This is a genomic window from Agrobacterium vacciniicorymbosi (assembly GCF_040427045.1).
Classification (GTDB): domain Bacteria; phylum Pseudomonadota; class Alphaproteobacteria; order Rhizobiales; family Rhizobiaceae; genus Agrobacterium.
Map to the genome: position 1 here is coordinate 18,896 of NZ_JBETMF010000020.1, position 19,035 is coordinate 37,930.

Sequence of the window (19,035 nt, forward strand, 5' to 3'; positions counted from 1 at the left end):
GGGTGCGAAGGGATTAGCGCGTCCGCTGACGAAGGGCAAGAATGGCCGCGGCGGTCTCTTCGATGGAACGCCGCGTTACATCAATGAGTGGCCAACTGTTGCGGGCGCAGAGTGCCCGCGCATATTTTAGTTCTTCCATGATCGTTGCGCGGTCAATGTATTGGCCCCGGTCAAAACCGCCCGTCGCACCCAACTCGCGGTTTTCACGAACCTGCGAAATGCGGTCAGACGTTGCGACGAGCCCGACGATCAGCGGCTTCGTCGCCTTATAGAGGCTCTCGGGTAAGGGCACATCCGGCACCACAGGAATATTGGCGGTCTTGATGCCGCGATTGGCCAGATAGATGCTGGTGGGTGTTTTCGATGTGCGGCTGATGCCGATAATGACGACATCGGCATCATCGTAATTTTCCGGCATCTGGCCGTCATCATGATCCATGGCAAAGTTCAGGGCTTCGATACGGGCAAAATAGTCCGCATTCAACGCATGCTGCGCCCCCACCCGCCGGCGCGACGTTGTGCCGAGATAGGTCTGGAAAATACCAATGACGGGTTCCAGCACATTTACGCAGGGCACGCCGATGGCGTGACATTGCAGATCGAGAAACTCGGCCAGCTGCTCATCCACAATTGTGTAGAGAACAATTCCCGGCTCCTGATCGATGCTGTCGATCACCTTCTGCAGCTGTTTTTGGTTCCGAATCATCGGATACACATGTTCCAGCGGCATGGCCGCGTGAAACTGCGCCGACACCGCTCTGCCCGCCGACATCAGAGTCTCGCCCGTGGAGTCAGAAATCAGATGAAGATGGAAGAAGCTTTTTTGGTTCTCCACGCTGTTTTCGTCCCCCTGTTGATAATGTCGGATAACATCCGTCATCTGGCCCGGCATCCGGTCGCGCGGCGCAAAACCTGTGTTTTGTCCACAATCGGCAAACCGGTGTAGCAAGCAAAAGCCTGCCTGTGAATTGTGAGGAGAAAAGCGGACGTTAAAAAACCGTCCAAGGGTTATCCACAAGCGTCATAGTATTCGGTTTTTCTTTAAGCCACGGAAATATTTTGTTTATTTCAAAATATCCCGTCTGTTTTCCCAAACCTGCCCAAACAGGCGCGTGTGACATATGAATCATCGCTCATGCGGCATTTCCGCCGAACAGATTTTAATCCTTGCTACTCACAGACTCTAAGAAATAGAAAATCTTTTAAATCTCTTAGATTTTATTTTTTAGAAAAGATGAGCATCATGTCCGAACGCCGTGTTATGAAGGTTCTGAATGGAGAGACACTCACCCCTCCTCCGATCTGGCTTATGAGACAGGCCGGTCGTTACCTTCCGGAATATCGAGAAACGCGGAAGACGGCAGGAAGTTTCCTTGATCTTTGCTATAATCCGCAGCTTGCAACTGAAGTGACGCTACAGCCCATTCGACGTTTCGATCTGGATGCCGCCATTCTCTTCTCGGATATTCTGGTCATTCCTGACGCCCTAAATCGAAACGTCTCCTTCACCGAAGGCAAGGGCCCTGCAATGGATCCAATCGATGTGGCCGGGATTGCTGCTTTGAAGCAGGATAATGTTCTGCCTCACCTCAAGCCGGTTTTCGAAGCGGTCTCGAAGCTTAGACAGGAACTGCCATCCAAGACTACATTGCTTGGCTTTTGTGGTGCGCCTTGGACGGTTGCGACCTACATGATTGCTGGTCACGGCACGCCCGATCAGGCCCCTGCCCGCCTTTTCGGCTATCAGGAACCGCAGGCGATGGAACAGCTACTGGCCTTCCTCGCAGAAGCCTCTGCTGACTATCTCGTTGAACAATTGGATGCAGGTGCCGACGCCGTTCAGATATTCGATTCCTGGGCGGGTGTTTTGGGCGAGAAGGAATTTGAGGAATACGCGATAAAGCCGGTCGCTCGTATCATCCAATCCGTTCGCGCGCGTCGCCCTGATGCCAAGATCATCGCCTTTGCGAAAGGTGCTGGCATTCTGCTGAAGGATTATCGCCAAAAAACCAAGGCAGATGCGATCGGTCTCGATTGGAGCGTGCCGCTGTCTTTCGCCCGCGATCTCCAGAAAGATGGCCCGGTCCAGGGCAATCTCGATCCGATGCGAATGGTTTCCGGTGGAAAATCGCTGGATGACGGCATTGATACCATTCTTGACTGTCTTGGCAACGGCCCGCTGATCTTCAATCTCGGCCACGGCATCACACCGCAGGCGGACCCGGAGAACGTCACCAGACTGGTGTCGCGCGTTCGCTCCCACGGTGCGCGCCTATGAGCGAGGAAAAGCAGACATCGGCAAAGGCTGGGCGCAAAGCCCGTCTGCGGGCGGCGGTTGCGCTGAGCGCTTTCGTGGCCATGATCGCGGTCGTGCTGCATGTCGATGCGGCCGATGCCTATCTCTGGATCAAGGCGCTGCACATCATAGCCGTCATATCCTGGATGGCCGGGCTGTTTTACCTGCCGCGGCTGTTCATCTACCACACGGATGCCGCCGCCGGTTCGGACAAGTCCGAGACCTTCAAAATCATGGAGCAGCGTCTCCTCAAGGTCATCATGAACCCGGCGATGATGATATCCTGGGTTTTCGGCCTTTATCTCGCCTGGTCGGTTTATGGTTTTTCCGGCGGCTGGCTGCATGCGAAAATTGCTCTGGTCATTCTCATGACGGCGACGCATGTCTATTTCAGCAGAAGCGTCAGGCGTTTTGCACGGGATGAAAACACCCGTTCTGCCCGTCACTGGCGGTTGATGAACGAGGTTCCGACCGTCCTGATGATCCTGATAGTCTTACTTGTGGTTGTGAAACCATATGCTTGACGGGCGATCACGATAAATTTCTCGGAATTGGTGCTTTCCTCTTGCGGCTTTCCGGTTGAATCGCTATTTTCCGATTACTCATCTCAATGGCATGTGAATTATTCAGACGTCTGCGGGGCCTTCCCCAGTACCTGATTCGCGATCACGCCTTTCCCCACACATATTTTAAAGACGGTCTTTCTCTTCATGGCTGAAATGAAGCTTCAGGAACTTAAGAGCAAATCCCCTACCGATTTGCTGACTTTTGCCGAATCCCTGGAAGTCGAAAATGCGAGCACGATGCGTAAGCAGGAGCTCATGTTTGCAATCCTCAAGGTTCTGGCAAGTCAGGACATCGAGATCATTGGCGAAGGTGTCGTCGAAGTTCTTCAGGATGGATTTGGCTTCCTGCGCTCTGCCAACGCAAACTATCTGCCCGGCCCGGATGATATTTACATCTCGCCATCGCAGATCCGCCGTTTCTCGCTGAAAACCGGCGATACCGTCGAAGGCCCTATCCGTGGACCTAAAGAAGGCGAGCGTTATTTCGCGCTGCTTAAGGTCAACACGATCAATTTCGATGATCCGGAAAAGATTCGTCACAAGGTCCATTTCGACAATCTGACGCCGCTCTATCCGAATGATCGCTTCAAAATGGAACTGGATGTCCCGACATCCAAAGACCTCTCCGCACGCGTCATCGACCTTGTGGCACCGCTCGGCAAAGGCCAGCGCGGCCTCATCGTCGCTCCGCCGCGTACCGGTAAGACCGTTCTGCTCCAGAACATCGCGCATTCGATTACCGCCAATCATCCGGAATGCTATCTCATCGTTCTCTTGATCGATGAGCGTCCGGAAGAAGTGACGGACATGCAGCGATCGGTGAAGGGCGAAGTCGTTTCGTCTACCTTCGACGAGCCAGCGGTGCGCCACGTTCAGGTCGCCGAAATGGTCATCGAAAAGGCAAAGCGCCTGGTTGAGCATGGTCGTGACGTCGTCATTCTGCTCGATTCGATCACCCGTCTTGGCCGCGCTTACAACACCGTCGTTCCTTCTTCTGGTAAGGTTCTGACCGGTGGTGTGGATGCCAACGCCCTGCAGCGACCCAAGCGCTTCTTCGGTGCCGCCCGTAATATCGAAGAAGGTGGCTCCCTGACGATCATCGCAACGGCTCTGATCGATACCGGCAGCCGTATGGATGAAGTTATCTTCGAAGAATTCAAGGGCACCGGTAACTCGGAAATCGTTCTGGATCGCAAGGTCGCAGACAAGCGCATCTTCCCGTCCATGGATATTCTCAAGTCCGGTACGCGTAAGGAAGACCTGCTGGTTCCACGTCAGGACCTCCAGAAGATCTTCGTTCTGCGCCGTATCCTTGCGCCTATGGGCACCACCGACGCTATCGAGTTCCTGATCGACAAGCTGAAGCAGACCAAGAACAACGGTGATTTCTTCGACTCGATGAATACGTAATTAGCCGGATTCATCTTTGAAAGTTTAAGGCCGCGTCTTAACAGGACGCGGCCAATTGTTTGAAAGCACATGCGTTCACATGCGATAGAGATGTCGTTGCCGATATTCATAAGACGGTAATCGCAGAGCGCTTCAGGAGTTGTCGCCATGTCTCCTTCCAAAGATACGATCTACGCTCTCTCAAGCGGTTCCCTGCCCGCTGGCGTAGCGGTCTTGAGGTTGAGTGGATCGCAAGCTGTTTCTGCCTTATCGAAACTTGTCGGAGAGAATATCCCAGCACCTCGCATAGCCGGTCTTAGAACGATTCGAAACCGAAACAATGACGCGATTGACCAAGGGCTCGTCTTCCAGTTTCTAGCACCCCATTCCTTCACCGGCGAAGACTGCGTAGAAATTCAAGTTCACGGCAGTCGCGCTGTGGTTGACGCCATTTTTTCGGAACTCGATACAATCTATGGCGTGCGCCCTGCTGAGGCTGGTGAATTTTCCAAGCGCGCTTACGACAATGGCAAAATGGATTTGCTGGAAGTCGAAGGTCTGGCGGACCTGCTGAAGGCAGAAACCGAGATGCAGCGTCGGCTGGCCGTTGAGCAGACCAGTGGCCGCCTTTCGGGATTATATGATGGCTGGGCGTATCGCCTGACCCGCTGCCGTGCATTGATTGAAGCGGAACTCGATTTTTCGGATGAGGACGACGTTCCAGATTCCGTCGCCGACCAGGTTTGGCAAGATGTTTTGACTCTCAAGGCGGAAATCGAGCAACATCTTTACGCTGGAGCGTCCTCTGAGATCATCCGTGATGGCTTCAAAGTCGCATTGGTTGGTGCGCCAAATGTTGGCAAGTCGAGTTTGTTGAATGCGCTGAGCGGTCGAGATATTGCTATCGTCACCGATATCGCAGGTACAACGCGAGACGTAATCAGCGTTGATCTTAACATTGATGGTTATCTGGTGACGGTCTTTGATACCGCGGGCCTGCGAGAGACGGCTGATATCGTCGAACAGGAAGGCGTACGCCGCGCGCGTCAAACCGCGGAATCTGCTGATCTTGTTTTGTTATTAACTGATTTTGATTCGGATCCGCAACAAAACCATGATTTAAGTGTCACCGCTATTCGCGTCGTAACCAAATCCGATTTGTCCAGCAAACCATCCCATCTGCATGACCTTGCTATCTCCGCGAAGACCGGTGCAGGGCTTCAACAACTGCGGGAACGCATCAAAACGGAAATAGAAAAGCGGGTTGGATCGTCTCTGACATTGGCTCCTGTTCGGGCTCGTCACAAGAAACGACTTGAAGAGACGCTGAACTATGTTAGTGATGCGCTGAAATCCGAAGGAATGGATCTTGCGATCCGCTCGGAATACCTCAGGTTGGCTGCTACGTCTTTGGGACGAATCACCGGCCGCGTCGATGTCGAGGATTTGCTCGGTGTCATATTTTCCGAATTCTGTATCGGCAAATGATTCACGTGAAACATTCGCGTTTTCCCGTTGGAGCGCGACAGGGATAAAGAGATTTATAATGACATATGATGTCGTTGTAATTGGCGGTGGTCATGCTGGCTGTGAATCTGCAGCTGCAGCCGCACGACATGGCGCCAACACTGTTTTGCTGACGCACAAACGCGACACCATCGGCGTCATGTCCTGCAATCCCGCTATTGGCGGTCTCGGCAAAGGTCATCTTGTTCGTGAGATCGATGCGCTGGATGGACTCATGGGTCGGGTAGCTGACGCTGGTGGCATTCAGTTTCGTATGCTGAATCGGAAGAAAGGCCCAGCTGTTCGCGGGCCTCGCACCCAGGCAGATCGCCGTCTATATCGAGAAGCTATGCAATCGGAAATCGCTTCGATCCAGAACCTAAATGTGGTTGAGGGCGACGCCTACGACATTGAAATTCAAAATGACGTCATTACCGCCGTCATTCTTGCCGATGGTCGGAAACTATCCTGCCGTGCCGTTGTCCTGACGAGTGGCACGTTCCTCCGTGGCCTCATTCATATCGGCTCCGAAAAGATTCCCGCCGGACGCGTTGGAGAAAAGCCGTCTGTTGGCCTTTCCGATACGTTGGCTCGGGCTGGACTACGGATGGGCCGCCTCAAAACCGGCACTCCTGCTCGTCTAGACGGAAAGACGATTGATTGGGCGGGTGTTGAACGCCAGGGTGCCGATGAGACCCCGGTTCCCTTCTCCTTCATGACGGATAAAATCGTCAATCCACAGATTGATTGCGGCGTTACACGCACGACTCCGGCGGGTCACAAAATTATTCAGGACAATATCCATCTCTCGGCCATGTATTCCGGTCAGATTGAAGGTGTCGGTCCTCGTTATTGTCCGTCAATCGAAGACAAGATCGTCCGTTTCGGAGAACGTGATGGCCACCAGATTTTTTTGGAGCCAGAAGGTCTCGACGACGATACCATCTATCCCAATGGGATTTCGACCTCCCTGCCCACTTCTGTGCAAGAAATGTTCATTCACACAATCCCCGGTCTGGAAAAGGTCACCATCCTCCAGCCTGGTTATGCAATCGAGTATGATTATGTCGATCCCCGCGAGCTCCGGCCCTCGCTGGAATGCAAGAAGGTCCCTGGTCTCTTTCTGGCCGGTCAGATTAACGGCACGACGGGCTACGAAGAAGCAGCGGCGCAAGGGTTGGTCGCAGGGCTAAACGCGTCTATATTTGCGAGCGGCGGCGAACCGGTCCATTTTAGCCGAACAGAATCCTATATTGGCGTGATGATCGATGACCTGACGTCGAAGGGCGTTACAGAGCCATATCGGATGTTTACGTCACGAGCCGAATATAGACTGTCACTACGCGTCGACAATGCTGATCTGCGTTTGACGCCTCTTGGGCTCGAAGCTGGTATCGTCGGTTCTGAGCGCGCCAATCGCTTTGCTGATTTTATTAATGACTTGAACTGCGGACGCGAGCTTCTGAGAGAACTATCGATAAGCCCGTCTCAAGCCGCGAAGCAAGGCTTGAGGCTTAATCATGATGGACAGAGACGGACTGCTTATGAACTGTTGGCGTATCCGGATATCGAGTTTGAGACGTTGAAAAACCATTGGCCCGAGGTCAATAACATTCCGGTTAAAGTCGCCGAGGTACTCGAGATCGAAGCGAGCTATGCCGTTTATATGCAGCGCCAGAGCGCCGACATTGTTGATATCAAGAGAGACGAAGATCGCAGAATCCCAGAGAATTTTGATTTTACATCATTGTCGGGCCTCTCGAACGAATTGAAGCAAAAGCTTGAGAAAGCGCGGCCTGCAAATATCGCGCAGGCATCGCGTGTGGACGGGATGACGCCGGCGGCAGTGTCGCTTATTCTTGCTTTGGTCAAGAAAGGCACTTATACGCAAACCCAGAAGTTGCGTGCACAGCCTTAACGAGTCCCAATATGAAGATAAACGGCCAGAGTGTTTCACGTGAAACACAAAATCGGCTTGAGCATTTTGTCGAGCTTTTCAAGAAATGGAACGCTACTACCAATCTCGTAGCGCCTTCGACCCTCAGCGAATTGTGGTCTCGCCATGTGGCAGATAGCGCGCAGATATTTCAGCTCTCTCCTGCGCCTCAGACTTGGGTGGACCTTGGAAGCGGCGGTGGCTTTCCTGGCGTCATTACGGCCATTTTTCTGGCCGAGCGTCAGGACGGCTGGGTTAACCTGGTCGAAAGCAACAATAAAAAGGCGGGATTTCTGCGTGTCGCGTTGAAAGAGACCGGCGCCAGAGGGTCTGTGCATCCAATTCGCATAGAGACGGCCCCGCAGGTTATCAAATCGGCGGATGCGGTGTCTGCGCGCGCACTGGCAGAGCTCGATTTATTGCTGAGCTATATTCAGCCTTGGGCAAATGAGAATCAAAATCTTCGCTCTTACCTCAACAAAGGCCGGGATTACGAGGCTGAGGTAAAAAAAGCGCGTGGTCGTTGGGATTTCGATCTGGTAAAACACCAAAGCAGTGTAGAAGAGAACTCTGTTGTTCTCGAAATCAGTAATTTACGTCGAAAAGCTGATTGACCAAGTCAGGTGCGGCACCATGTTTGAAAAAAACCGGATCATTACGATTGCCAACCAAAAGGGCGGTGTCGGTAAAACGACGACGGCGATTAACCTCGCCACCGCCTTGGCCGCGATCGGTGAGCGCGTTCTCGTCGTCGATCTCGATCCGCAGGGCAATGCCAGCACTGGCCTCGGTATTGACCGCCGTGAGCGTAAGCTGTCGTCCTACGATCTGCTGGTCGGCGCCAATACTGTTTCAGAAGTCGCCGTGCCAACGGCTGTCCCAAATCTTGATATCGTCGCATCGACTATGGATTTGCTGGGCTTTGAGATGGAAGTCGCAAATGCCGCCAACCGCGTATTCCTGCTTAAAAGCGCACTACAAGCGCCGGATGCCCACGCCTATTCCTATATTCTCGTCGATTGCCCGCCATCCTTCAATCTTCTGACGATGAACGCCATGGCTGCTGCTCACTCGGTGTTGGTGCCGTTGCAATGCGAGTTCTTCGCGTTGGAAGGTCTCAGCCAGTTGTTGGACACGGTCAATCAGATACGCGGCACGGTCAACCCGGCGCTGGATATCCAGGGCATCGTCCTCACAATGTTCGATTCGCGCAACAACCTCGCACAGCAGGTGGTCAGTGATGTACGGACGCATCTCGGTGAGAAAGTGTACCACACGCTCATCCCGCGCAATGTGCGCGTCTCCGAAGCGCCATCCTATGGCAAGCCGGCCATTTTGTATGATTTGAAGTGCGCAGGAAGCCAGGCCTATCTGCAACTCGCTTCTGAGGTCATTCAACGCGAGCGTTTGCGTAAAGCTGCATGATGCGCGCCAGTCGCCAAGAAGCGATAAGATAATCCAAGCGCAAAACTACAATGAGCGGCGCTTTCGATCTGTGGAGTAAATAATGAGCGATGATCTTTCGAAGCGCCGTCTCGGACGTGGCCTGGCAGCATTGATTGGTGAGATGGACCAGCCTTTGCCGGTTGGTGAACCCCAGCGTGCCGTCAGCCCGGACCGAACGATCCCCATCGAATTCATTGCCCGCAGCCCGCGCAACCCGCGTCGCCATTTTGATGAGAGCGAGCTTCAGGATCTGGCGTCGTCCATTCGCCAGCACGGCATTGTTCAGCCTGTTGTGGTGCGCACCGTCGAGCAGAACCGTTACGAGATCATCGCCGGTGAACGTCGCTGGCGCGCGGCGCAGCTCGCGGGCTTCACCGAAGTTCCGGTCATCGTTCGCGATGTGGATGATCGCACCGCGCTCGAACTCGCCATTGTTGAAAACGTGCAGCGATCCGATCTCAACCCGCTGGAAGAAGCTTTGGGTTATGATCAGCTGATTGCCGAACATGGTTACACCCAGAATGATCTTGGAGAAATTATCGGCAAGAGCCGAAGCCATGTGGCTAATAGCCTGCGCCTTCTAAAGCTGCCAGACCCGGTTCGGGATATGTTAGCTGAAGGCACGCTCTCCGCTGGCCATGCTCGCGCTCTGGTCCCAACGTCTGACCCGGCCTATCTGGCGCGGACGATTGTCTCCAAGGGACTTTCTGTTCGTGATGCAGAGCGGCTGGCGCAGGCCGATATTCGTGCGCAGCTGGACCCGACGAATTCCCGCAAGCCTGAGAACGAAAAAGACTCCGATACGATTGCGCTGGAGCGGACGCTTGCCGATGCGCTAGGGCTCGATGTGAAGATCAATCACAAAGGCAATAGCGGGCATATCCGTATCAACTACCGCACGCTGGAACAGCTTGAAGCGGTCTGCCGTCTGTTAGAACAAAAATAGAATTAACTATTTGAATAATAACGGGAAATAGAATTTCTGTTCCCCGTTTTTTATTTATGTGAGATTGCCTCAGAAGTCGATTGCACGGCCTTTGATCTCATAATCTCCAAAGCGGACTGGTTCCGCACCGCCGCGCCCGCCTGTCTCCGGTGGCAATTCCAGCTGCTCTGCGGCCTTGCGGCGCTCTTCGGCTTCCTTCAATGCGCGCTCTGCTGCAGGGGAAATCTTCTTCTGGTTTTCACCAGCATTATCGTTGTCTGCGTTCTGCATGGTTCTCAAGGCCTTATGACAGGATATTGAAAAGCGTTTCTTCGTAACCAGATTATAGAAGTCGGAAAGGCTTGATAAGCCATTTCACCCCGGAACGGAGATTTTTGGATGAACCTGATGCGTACGGCCATGTTGTTGGCATTCATGACGGCCTTGTTCATGGGCATTGGATTCATGATTGGCGGAACGGGCGGCATGATGATCGCCTTCCTGTTTGCCGCAGGCATGAACTTCTTCTCCTACTGGAATTCCGACAAGATGGTGCTGCGGGCTTACCACGCGCAGGAGGTGGACGAGCGCAATGCGCCCGACTTCTTCGCGATGATCCGCGACCTTTCCCAGAATGCCGGTCTGCCCATGCCGAAGGTCTATGTCTATGACAGCCCGCAGCCGAATGCTTTTGCCACCGGTCGCAACCCTGAAAATGCGGCGGTTGCTGCTTCGACTGGCCTGATGGAACGGCTGACGCCGCAGGAAGTGGCCGGTGTGATGGCGCATGAGCTGGCTCATATCCAAAATCGCGACACCCTGACCATGACGATTACCGCCACGCTCGCCGGTGCGGTCTCAATGCTGGCCAACTTTGCCTTCTTCTTCGGCGGGAACCGTGAAAACAACAATCCGCTTGGCTTCATCGGTGTGCTGGTGGCGATGATCGTGGCGCCACTTGCGGCGATGCTGGTGCAGATGGTAATCAGCCGTACGCGCGAATATTCTGCCGACCGTCGTGGAGCCGAGATTTGCGGAAATCCCCTGTGGCTTGCATCCGCCTTGCAGAAGATCGCAGGCGCTGCTCAGCAAATCCACAATGATGATGCAGAGAGAAACCCGGCGACTGCGCATATGTTCATCATCAACCCGTTGTCCGGCGAGCGGATGGACAATCTGTTTTCGACCCACCCGAATACCGATAACCGCATTGCCGCCCTGCAGGCCATGTCATCGGAGTTTGGACAGCCATCGACCTATGCGGCGACAAGTGGTAAGCCGGTGCGCAAATCACGCTCCGTCCCGAACACGGGTTCTGGACGAGGCGAAAATAATGAGCGTAAAGGTCCCTGGTCTTGACATCGAACTCCTCCGCCAAACCGGCAAAACACTTTAAACGCAAGCCGTCTGGTGGAAATAATGACGCCTCTGTCGCAGGCGAAGAATGGAAGCCGGGCCTTGCGGCCCGCGTCGCAGCCGTAAAGATCATCTCTGCCGTCATCGATAAGAAGACATCGCTGGATGGTATGCTGGATGCGGAAAACGGCAATCCGGCCTATCGTGCGCTGAGCCTTGCGGACCGCGCATTGGTGCGTGCTATCGTCAACACGGCGCTGCGGCATCTGCCACGCATCGAAGCCGCACTCTCCATGTTACTGGATGGACCTCTTCCGCAAGGCGCGCGTTCGCTGCACCATGTCATGGTCGTGGGTGCCACGCAGATGCTTTATCTCGATGTACCTGACCATTCCGCGGTCGATCTTGCGGTGGAGCAGGCGCATCGCGATCCACGCAACAAGCGTTTCGTGAAACTCGTCAACGCAGTTCTCCGCCGCTTGGGTCGTGAGAAAGACGATGTATTGCAGGCAATCAGCACCGTTCCTGTGCTGCCCGTGTGGTTTTTCTCGCGTTTGGCTGAGGTTTATGGCGCTGAAGCTGTGAGCCGTATGGCAGAGGCTCAACTCATTCCATCTGTTATCGATGTCACGGTAAAATCCGATCCCGATCTCTGGGCGCAGAAGCTGAACGGTACCGTCATGCCCAATGGCAGCGTCAGGCTTCAGTCTTTCGAAGGCTCTGTTGCCGCGCTGGAGGGTTTTGACGAGGGTGAGTGGTGGGTGCAGGATTTTTCCGCCAGCATGCCTGTGCGGTTGATGGGTGATCTCTCTGGCAAACGTGTTGCGGACCTTTGTGCTGCACCGGGGGGTAAGACGGCGCAGCTTATTCTTGCGGGCGCTGAGGTCACGGCACTCGATCAATCCGGCAACCGCCTGAAGCGTTTGCGTGAAAATCTCGATCGTCTGAAACTGAATGCCGACACGGTTGAGAGCAATATGCTCAAGTTTCAGACCGACGACTTGTTCGATGCGGTTCTCCTGGATGCGCCCTGCTCTTCCACGGGCACGCTACGCAAGCACCCGGATGTGTGCTGGACGAAGGACACTCAGGACATTGCCAAACTTGCGGCTTTGCAGGAGCAGATGCTGCGCCACGCCATCACGCTGGTCAAGCCGGGCGGTCTGGTCGTGTTTTCCAATTGCTCGCTGGACCCGTCAGAGGGCGAGGACATGGTCGCGAAGGTGCTGAAAAGCGAGCTTGGCCTCGAGCGCGTTCCTGTGTCACCGAAGGACTATCCAGGCCTCGAAGCAGCGATCAATGCCGACGGTGACCTGCGCACAACGCCGGATATGTTCGGTGGCGTAGATGGTTTTTATGCAGCGGTGCTGCGTAAACACTAACCGAATGCTCTTCTGCTTTCCTTCCACATCCCGCGTTGCCGTTGCTTCGTGGGTGGTTTCCTCATCAATGGCTGACCGCGCTTGATGCCGCACGACGTGCGGTGTCGGTTACCCCGGCGCGTCAGCATCGTTTACAAAATATGAAGTTTTTCGTGAAAGATTGAATGACTTGTCAATTGCTAGCCAGCATCCGTAGTTCTCTGAAACATAATAAGTCTTTGCGCGGGCGGGAAACACAAGTTTGGTAGGATCCCTGAACAGCAGCTTCAGCGTTGCGGGGCTATTTTTACGCACCCTACGGAACCGTGCCATGATTGGCATTGCGCCGCTGCGTATTCAATTCCTGAAACTTGCGGATCGTACACCCAGCGGGCTCGTGGCAGCGCCAACGGATTTGCGCGCAGTTGATCCCTACATTGCCGAAGAGCTGGTCTATGGCCGTATCGCGCTCGCAGGGCGAATACTCGAGACCGGCGGTGTTTCACCCTTTTCTTTGGACATGCCGTCCGAGGCCTTCGAGGAAAAGCTGCACAGCTTCAGCTGGCTGCGCCATGTCCGGGCCAGCAAGTCGGAGGAGGCCTGCACCCGATCTCGTCTTCTGGTTTCAGACTGGATTGCGGTCCACGGACGCAGGATAATTGGCATTGCCTGGGCACCGGAGACGGCGGCGCAGAGGCTGATTGCGTGGTTATCGCATTCACCGGTCATTTTGCAGAGTGCGGATGCGGGCTTCTATCGGCGTTTCCTGAAAAGCCTCGGCTATCATGTGCGCTATCTGAGCCTGATTGCCAAATATGCGCCGGATGGTGAAGTGCGGTTGAAAGTCCGCATTGCGCTGGCCGTTGCATCGATTTCCCTGCCCAACCGCGCATCGAAGATTGCCCGTTACGGCATGAAACTGGATCGGGAATTGGAGCGTCAGATTCTGCCGGATGGGGGGCATGTATCGCGCAATCCCAGAATCATGCTGGATTTGCTGATCGATCTTTTGCCGTTACGACAGAGCTATATCAATCTGGGTCATGATGTGCCGCCAGGGCTTGTGCCAGCGATTGACCGCATGTTCCCCGCCATTCGTTTCTTCCGGCATCAGGATGGTGATCTGGCGCTGTTCAACGGCTCCACGGCGACGCTCGCCAACGAGCTGGCCTCCGTGCTGCGATATGACGAGACATCGGGGCGGCCTTCGCGTGCGCTTCCCGATATCGGTTATCAAAGACTGGCGGCGGATGACACAGTCCTCATTGTCGATACGGGTATTCCGCAACGGCTGTCGCTTTCCAGAAGCGCTCATTGCGGCTGCCTGTCCTTCGAGCTGTCTTCGGTCAGAAATCGCTTCATCGTCAATTCCGGCTTTCCACCCTTTGCGGCACCCGCCTTCAAACGGGCAAGCCGCTCGACAGCCGCGCATTCTACCGTCACCATCAATGACACATCGTCGTCGCGACTTTCGCGCTCGCGGCTGCTGGGTGCCATCATGGTGCCGGGTATTACAGAGGTGAATGTGGAGCGAGAAACCGACCAGAAAGGTGCAGATGTACTGGTGGCATCGCATGACGGTTATCTCAAGGAATTCGGTTTTATTCACCAGCGAGAGCTGGAACTGAATGCCGCCGGCAGCAAGATCAAAGGACGTGATCTCATTCAAGCGGCTGAGAACGATAAAAAGGCGCTGTCCGCGTCCGTGGATGTCGTTTCCCGGTTTCACATTCATCCCTCCATCGAGCTTGTATCTCTGGATGAGGAAACCATCATGATGCGCGCGGTCGATGGCACAAGCTGGGTGTTTTCAGCGCCGGGTCAGACGGTAAGCATAGCGGAAGATGTGTTCATGGCGGATGCGTCTGGTATTCGCCCGTCACAGCAAATCGAAATCCCCTTCCAGGCTTCGGGAACAACGGAAATCCGCTGGCTTATCGAGCGAAAGCTGTAAACGGGCGCATCCATTAAAATCCTGCGTGATTCGAAAGCGGATGCGCTCGCTCTGTTTATTAATGGGCAAAGCTGTGCTAACGCGGCGGCAACCGCCGGATGGGTCGCTCTCCGGCCTGTCCCTTCCGCATTACGGAGTTCTCCCGATGGCTGTTGTTTCCAAGAAAATTCCCGCTCCAGACAAGGTCAAGATTCGCACCGCTCTTCTGTCCGTCTCCGATAAGACTGACATCATTGAACTGGCGGGTGCGCTGGTCAAACTCGGCGTGAAACTGCTGTCGACGGGTGGCACCTCCAAGGCGATTGCCGATGCGGGTCTTCCGGTGACGGATGTGTCCGATATCACCAAGTTCCCGGAAATCATGGATGGCCGCGTCAAGACTTTGCACCCCAATGTGCATGGCGGCCTGCTGGCAATTCGTGACGATGCAGAGCATGTGGAAGCCATGCGGGCGCACGGGATCGAAGGCATCGATCTCTCCGTCATCAACCTCTACCCCTTCGAGGAAGTGCGCGCCAAGGGCGGCGACTATCCGACGACGGTGGAAAATATCGACATCGGCGGCCCGGCCATGATCCGCGCATCGGCCAAGAACCATGCCTATGTGACCGTGGTGACGGACCCGAGCGATTATCCGGAACTGCTGGAAGCCTTGCAGGCGGATGATGGCCAGACGACCTATGCGCTGCGCCAAAGATTTGCAGCGAAGGCCTATGCCCGCACGGCCGCCTATGATGCAGTGATTTCCAACTGGTTTGCCGAAGCACTGTCGATCGAGACGCCGCATTACCGCGCCATTGGCGGCGTGCTGAAGGAAAAGATGCGTTATGGTGAAAACCCGCATCAGAGCGCCGGTTTCTACCTGACTGGTGATAAGCGCCCGGGCGTTGCCACGGCAACGCTTCTGCAGGGCAAGCAGCTTTCCTATAACAATATCAATGATACGGATGCGGCTTATGAGCTCGTTGCCGAGTTCCTGCCGGAAAATGCACCTGCCGTCGCCATCATCAAGCACGCCAATCCCTGCGGCGTTGCGACCGGCACGACCTTGCTGGATGCCTACAAGCGCGCGCTGGCCTGCGATCCCGTCTCGGCCTTCGGCGGCGTGATTGCGCTGAACCAGACACTGGATGCGGAAACAGCGGAAGAAATCATTCAGCTCTTCACCGAAGTCATCATTGCGCCTGATGTGACCGAGGAAGCCAAGCTGATCGTGGCGCGCAAGCCAAACCTGCGCCTGCTTTCCGCAGGCGGTCTGCCGGATGCACGTGCCCCCGGCATCACTGCAAAGACGGTTTCGGGTGGCTTGCTCGTTCAGAGCCGTGACAACGGTATGGTCGAAGACCTCGATCTGAAGGTCGTCACCAATCGTGCGCCGACACCGCAGGAATTGGAAGACATGAAGTTCGCCTTCAAGATCGCCAAGCATGTGAAGTCGAATGCGGTGATCTACGCCAAGGATGGCCAGACTGCAGGTATCGGTGCTGGCCAGATGAGCCGTATCGATTCCGCTCGCATCGCTGCGCAAAAGGCTGAAGATGCCGCAAAGGCCATGGGCCTTGCCGAGCCGCTGACCACGGGCTCCGCCGTTGCCTCAGAAGCCTTCTATCCCTTTGCTGACGGCCTGCTGGCTGCGATTGCAGCGGGTGCAACGGCTGTCATCCAGCCTGGTGGTTCAATGCGCGATCAGGACGTGATCGACGCTGCCAATGCCCACAATGTCGCAATGGTCTTCACAGGCATGCGCCACTTCCGCCATTAATAAAGAAAATGAGCCGCTGAACGTGTGTTAGCGGCTCGAAGCACTTCCTGTCTTCAACGTGATCCTGGGGCTTGTCCCGAGGATTTGTTGAACCACAACGTTAAACGTTATGAATCGTCGGGGGCGTGCTTAAGCACCTGCGTTGTTTCACATGAAACACGCGCTATTACGTCACTGCACCCACCTGCCACGGCACAAATTCATTATCGCCATAGTCGTAAATCTCGCTGACGGTCTTATCACCCGAGGCGACGGCGATGATGTGTTCGAAGATTCGTTTGCCGGATTCCTCTATCGTTTCATTTCCGGTGACGATCTCTCCGCAGTTGATGTCCATGTCCTCTTTCATGTGTTCATACATTTCAGAGTTGGTGGCGATCTTGATGCAGGGGGCGGGTTTGAAACCGGAAACGGAACCACGACCTGTGGTAAAACAGATGACATTACAGCCGCCCGCTACCTGCCCCGTAACCGCAACAGGGTCGTAACCGGGTGTGTCCATGAAGACGAAACCTGGTTCGGTTACGGTTTCTGCGAATTCGTACACAGCCTTGAGCGGCATCGAGCCACCTTTGGCGACTGCGCCTAAGGATTTTTCAAGAATGGTGGTCAGCCCGCCCAGCTTGTTGCCGTGGGATGGGTTGTTGTTCAGCTCGTCCCCATTCCGGGCAGTGTAATCACGCCACCAGTCGATGCGTTGCAGCAGCTTTTCGGCCACGGCGGGTGTCACGGCACGGCGGGTCAGGAGATGTTCGGCACCATAGATTTCCGGGGTTTCCGCAAGCACCGTCGTGCCACCATTGCGCACGATGAGATCAGATGCGTAACCAAGCGCCGGGTTGGCGGAAATGCCGGAATAGCCGTCCGATCCGCCGCATTCCAATGCGACTTTCAACGCAGACAGTGGCTGTTCCGTTCGTTTGGCAGAATTCACGCCCGGCAGCATGTCCTTGATATTGGCAATGGCCGCTTCGATGGTCTTGCGGGTACCGCCATGCTGCTGAATGGTCATGGTCCGGAGGCGATCCCCCTCTTCCATCTTGTAATGTTCGAGAATCGGCGCGATTTGGTTGGTCTCGCAACCCAGGCCGATGAGCAGAATACCGCCAAAATTTGGATGGCGGGCATAGCCCTGTATAGTGCGGATCAGCAGGCGGTAGCCTTCCGATTTCGTGTTGATGGCACAGCCGCTGCCATGGGTCAGCGCCACGACGCCATCGATATTGTCGAAACCGTCCAGCCCGCCATCGCGGTTGAAGTAGTCAGCTATGTAGCGGGAGACGGTGGCGGAACAGTTTACCGAGGCGATGACACCGATGTAATTGCGCGTGCCGACACCACCGGTTCCCCGGTCAAAGCCCAGGAAGGTGCGGCGCTCCGCAAGCGGTAGCATGCCTTTTTCATCGATATCGACGCTGAACTGGTGGGCATGTTCAGATGGTACCATGGCAAGGTTGTGCAAATGCACGAGACGGCCCGGCTCTATGTCCTGCGTTGCCATGCCGATGACCTGTCCGTATTTCAGAACCTCCTCACCGGTTTTGATGGTTTTCAGCGCCACCTTATGACCACGCCCGATCAGCTCCAGCGCCTGAAGGCCGCTGCGGCCCGTCTCTCCCCCCGGTTGGATCGAGCGCCGGGCTACGGCAACATTGTCGCGCGTGTTGAGCAAAATGGTTGCTTCTGAATTCTCTGTCACGCGGTCTCCTCCTCGCGAATTCTTTTATTTTAAGTCTCAGTTCTCGACCCATCGTCGCCGTGAACTGTCCAGATGGCTGTGCATGGCTGCCTGCGCCAGCAATGGGTCTTTGGCCTCAAGAGCGGACAGAATGGCCTCATGCTCCTGCAACGCAAAAATCCATGTGTCCTTGTCTTCGAATTTGACACGAAATTGCGCCGAAATCGGGCTGTGGCGCTCATCGAACAAATCACCTACAAGCCGCGCCAAGACGCTGTTGCCGGATTGCTCGGCAATGATGACGTGAAACTGCCTGTCCTGATCGAGCGGCTTGCGCCCCGCTTCGATCTCGCTGCGCATGGCATCCAGAGTGGCGCGTAGCGTTTCCAGGGCAGCTGCATCGATACGGCTTGCGGCCAACACGATGGTCGTGCCTTCCAATGCTGCGCGCGCCTGCATGAGTTCCGAAGGGCTTTCGCCCAGAGACTTTGTTCTGGCAGGCGACTGCGCTGGTTCCGACGAGACATAGACGCCAGAGCCCATACGGATTTCGACACTGCCATCGATTTCCAGCGCGATGAGGGCTTCTCGCAATGAGGGTCGTGATACGCCAAGCCTTTGCGCCAGTTCCCGCTCCGCCGGCAGGCGTGCACCCGCCAGAAACTCGCCACTGTCGATCAGCTCACGAATTTGATCTGCGATCTGCTGATAGAGCCTGCGTGGCTCCAGAATTTTGGCCTGACCATTCATGGGATTTCGTGAGAACTTTCCGCCAGTATCGATTTGGCCTTACCGTATCGTCAACGTGAGAGAGACGCAAGATAATGTTTATTTCATTGAACTAACTGATCTATTTCGAT

The 19,035-nt window shown here is 55.0% G+C and carries 16 protein-coding genes; 12 read left to right on the forward strand and 4 right to left on the reverse strand.

Annotation, left to right across the window (positions count from 1 at the left end; translation table 11 throughout):
- Positions 1–13: 13 nt before the first annotated feature.
- Complete coding sequence (locus ABUK73_RS22495; protein WP_353579224.1) at positions 14–835, reverse strand: pyruvate, water dikinase regulatory protein; 822 nt, start codon at positions 833–835, stop codon at positions 14–16.
- 408 nt (positions 836–1,243) lie between these two features.
- On the opposite strand from ABUK73_RS22495, the gene hemE reads away from it, so the two are divergent.
- The 8 genes from hemE to ABUK73_RS22535 all read left to right on the forward strand — a co-directional run bounded on the left by hemE (position 1,244) and on the right by ABUK73_RS22535 (position 10,085).
- The gene (hemE, locus tag ABUK73_RS22500; RefSeq protein ID WP_353579205.1) at positions 1,244–2,278 is read left to right on the forward strand and encodes a uroporphyrinogen decarboxylase; all 1,035 of its coding nucleotides are present in this window, start codon (positions 1,244–1,246) and stop codon (positions 2,276–2,278) included.
- Complete coding sequence (hemJ, locus tag ABUK73_RS22505) at positions 2,275–2,820, forward strand: protoporphyrinogen oxidase HemJ (protein WP_353579206.1); 546 nt, start codon at positions 2,275–2,277, stop codon at positions 2,818–2,820. Before hemE ends, hemJ begins: the two co-directional genes overlap by 4 nt.
- Positions 2,821–3,006: 186 nt before the next feature.
- Positions 3,007–4,272 (forward strand): transcription termination factor Rho, encoded by a 1,266-nt coding sequence (gene rho, locus ABUK73_RS22510; protein WP_112964404.1) that lies wholly within the window; start codon positions 3,007–3,009, stop codon positions 4,270–4,272.
- Between the two features lie 147 nt (positions 4,273–4,419).
- On the forward strand, positions 4,420–5,739 hold the full coding sequence (mnmE, locus tag ABUK73_RS22515) for a tRNA uridine-5-carboxymethylaminomethyl(34) synthesis GTPase MnmE (RefSeq protein WP_353579207.1): 1,320 nt from the start codon (positions 4,420–4,422) through the stop codon (positions 5,737–5,739).
- A 58-nt stretch (positions 5,740–5,797) separates the two neighbouring features.
- Positions 5,798–7,675 (forward strand): tRNA uridine-5-carboxymethylaminomethyl(34) synthesis enzyme MnmG, encoded by a 1,878-nt coding sequence (gene mnmG / locus ABUK73_RS22520; RefSeq protein WP_353579208.1) that lies wholly within the window; start codon positions 5,798–5,800, stop codon positions 7,673–7,675.
- An 11-nt stretch (positions 7,676–7,686) separates the two neighbouring features.
- Positions 7,687–8,307, forward strand: coding sequence for a 16S rRNA (guanine(527)-N(7))-methyltransferase RsmG (gene rsmG, locus ABUK73_RS22525; protein ID WP_353579209.1), 621 nt, complete (start codon positions 7,687–7,689; stop codon positions 8,305–8,307).
- Positions 8,308–8,326: 19 nt separating this feature from the next.
- The gene (locus ABUK73_RS22530) at positions 8,327–9,118 is read left to right on the forward strand and encodes a ParA family protein (protein ID WP_353579210.1); all 792 of its coding nucleotides are present in this window, start codon (positions 8,327–8,329) and stop codon (positions 9,116–9,118) included.
- 82 nt (positions 9,119–9,200) lie between these two features.
- Entirely contained in the window at positions 9,201–10,085 is an 885-nt protein-coding gene (locus ABUK73_RS22535; RefSeq protein WP_353579211.1) for a ParB/RepB/Spo0J family partition protein, read from the forward strand.
- Positions 10,086–10,154: 69 nt separating this feature from the next.
- Here the strand turns inward: ABUK73_RS22535 and ABUK73_RS22540 are convergent, their stop codons facing one another.
- On the reverse strand, positions 10,155–10,355 hold the full coding sequence (locus ABUK73_RS22540; protein ID WP_353579212.1) for a DUF1674 domain-containing protein: 201 nt from the start codon (positions 10,353–10,355) through the stop codon (positions 10,155–10,157).
- A gap of 108 nt (positions 10,356–10,463) precedes the next feature.
- Here ABUK73_RS22540 and htpX point away from each other — a divergent pair, with 108 nt between their 5' ends.
- The 4 genes from htpX (at position 10,464) to purH (ending at position 16,497) form a co-directional block, all read left to right on the forward strand.
- Positions 10,464–11,423, forward strand: coding sequence for a zinc metalloprotease HtpX (gene htpX, locus ABUK73_RS22545; RefSeq protein WP_353579213.1), 960 nt, complete (start codon positions 10,464–10,466; stop codon positions 11,421–11,423).
- The gene (locus ABUK73_RS22550) at positions 11,414–12,802 is read left to right on the forward strand and encodes an RsmB/NOP family class I SAM-dependent RNA methyltransferase (RefSeq protein WP_353579225.1); all 1,389 of its coding nucleotides are present in this window, start codon (positions 11,414–11,416) and stop codon (positions 12,800–12,802) included. The genes htpX and ABUK73_RS22550 overlap by 10 nt, the downstream gene beginning before the upstream one ends.
- 310 nt (positions 12,803–13,112) lie before the next feature.
- Positions 13,113–14,735 carry a heparinase II/III family protein gene (locus ABUK73_RS22555; RefSeq protein WP_353579214.1) on the forward strand — a complete coding sequence of 541 codons (1,623 nt, stop codon included), beginning with the start codon at positions 13,113–13,115 and terminating at the stop codon, positions 14,733–14,735.
- Between the two features lie 145 nt (positions 14,736–14,880).
- A complete protein-coding gene (gene purH / locus ABUK73_RS22560) occupies positions 14,881–16,497 on the forward strand; it encodes a bifunctional phosphoribosylaminoimidazolecarboxamide formyltransferase/IMP cyclohydrolase (protein ID WP_353579215.1) in 1,617 nt (538 codons plus the stop codon).
- Between the two features lie 166 nt (positions 16,498–16,663).
- Here purH and ABUK73_RS22565 read toward each other — a convergent pair whose 3' ends face one another.
- Together ABUK73_RS22565 and ABUK73_RS22570 are read right to left on the reverse strand one after the other, a co-directional pair.
- On the reverse strand, positions 16,664–18,196 hold the full coding sequence (locus tag ABUK73_RS22565; protein WP_353579216.1) for a UxaA family hydrolase: 1,533 nt from the start codon (positions 18,194–18,196) through the stop codon (positions 16,664–16,666).
- 36 nt (positions 18,197–18,232) lie between these two features.
- Positions 18,233–18,925: a FadR/GntR family transcriptional regulator gene (locus ABUK73_RS22570; protein ID WP_353579217.1), complete on the reverse strand. Its 693-nt coding sequence runs from the start codon at positions 18,923–18,925 to the stop codon at positions 18,233–18,235.
- Between the last annotated feature and the right edge of the window lie 110 nt (positions 18,926–19,035).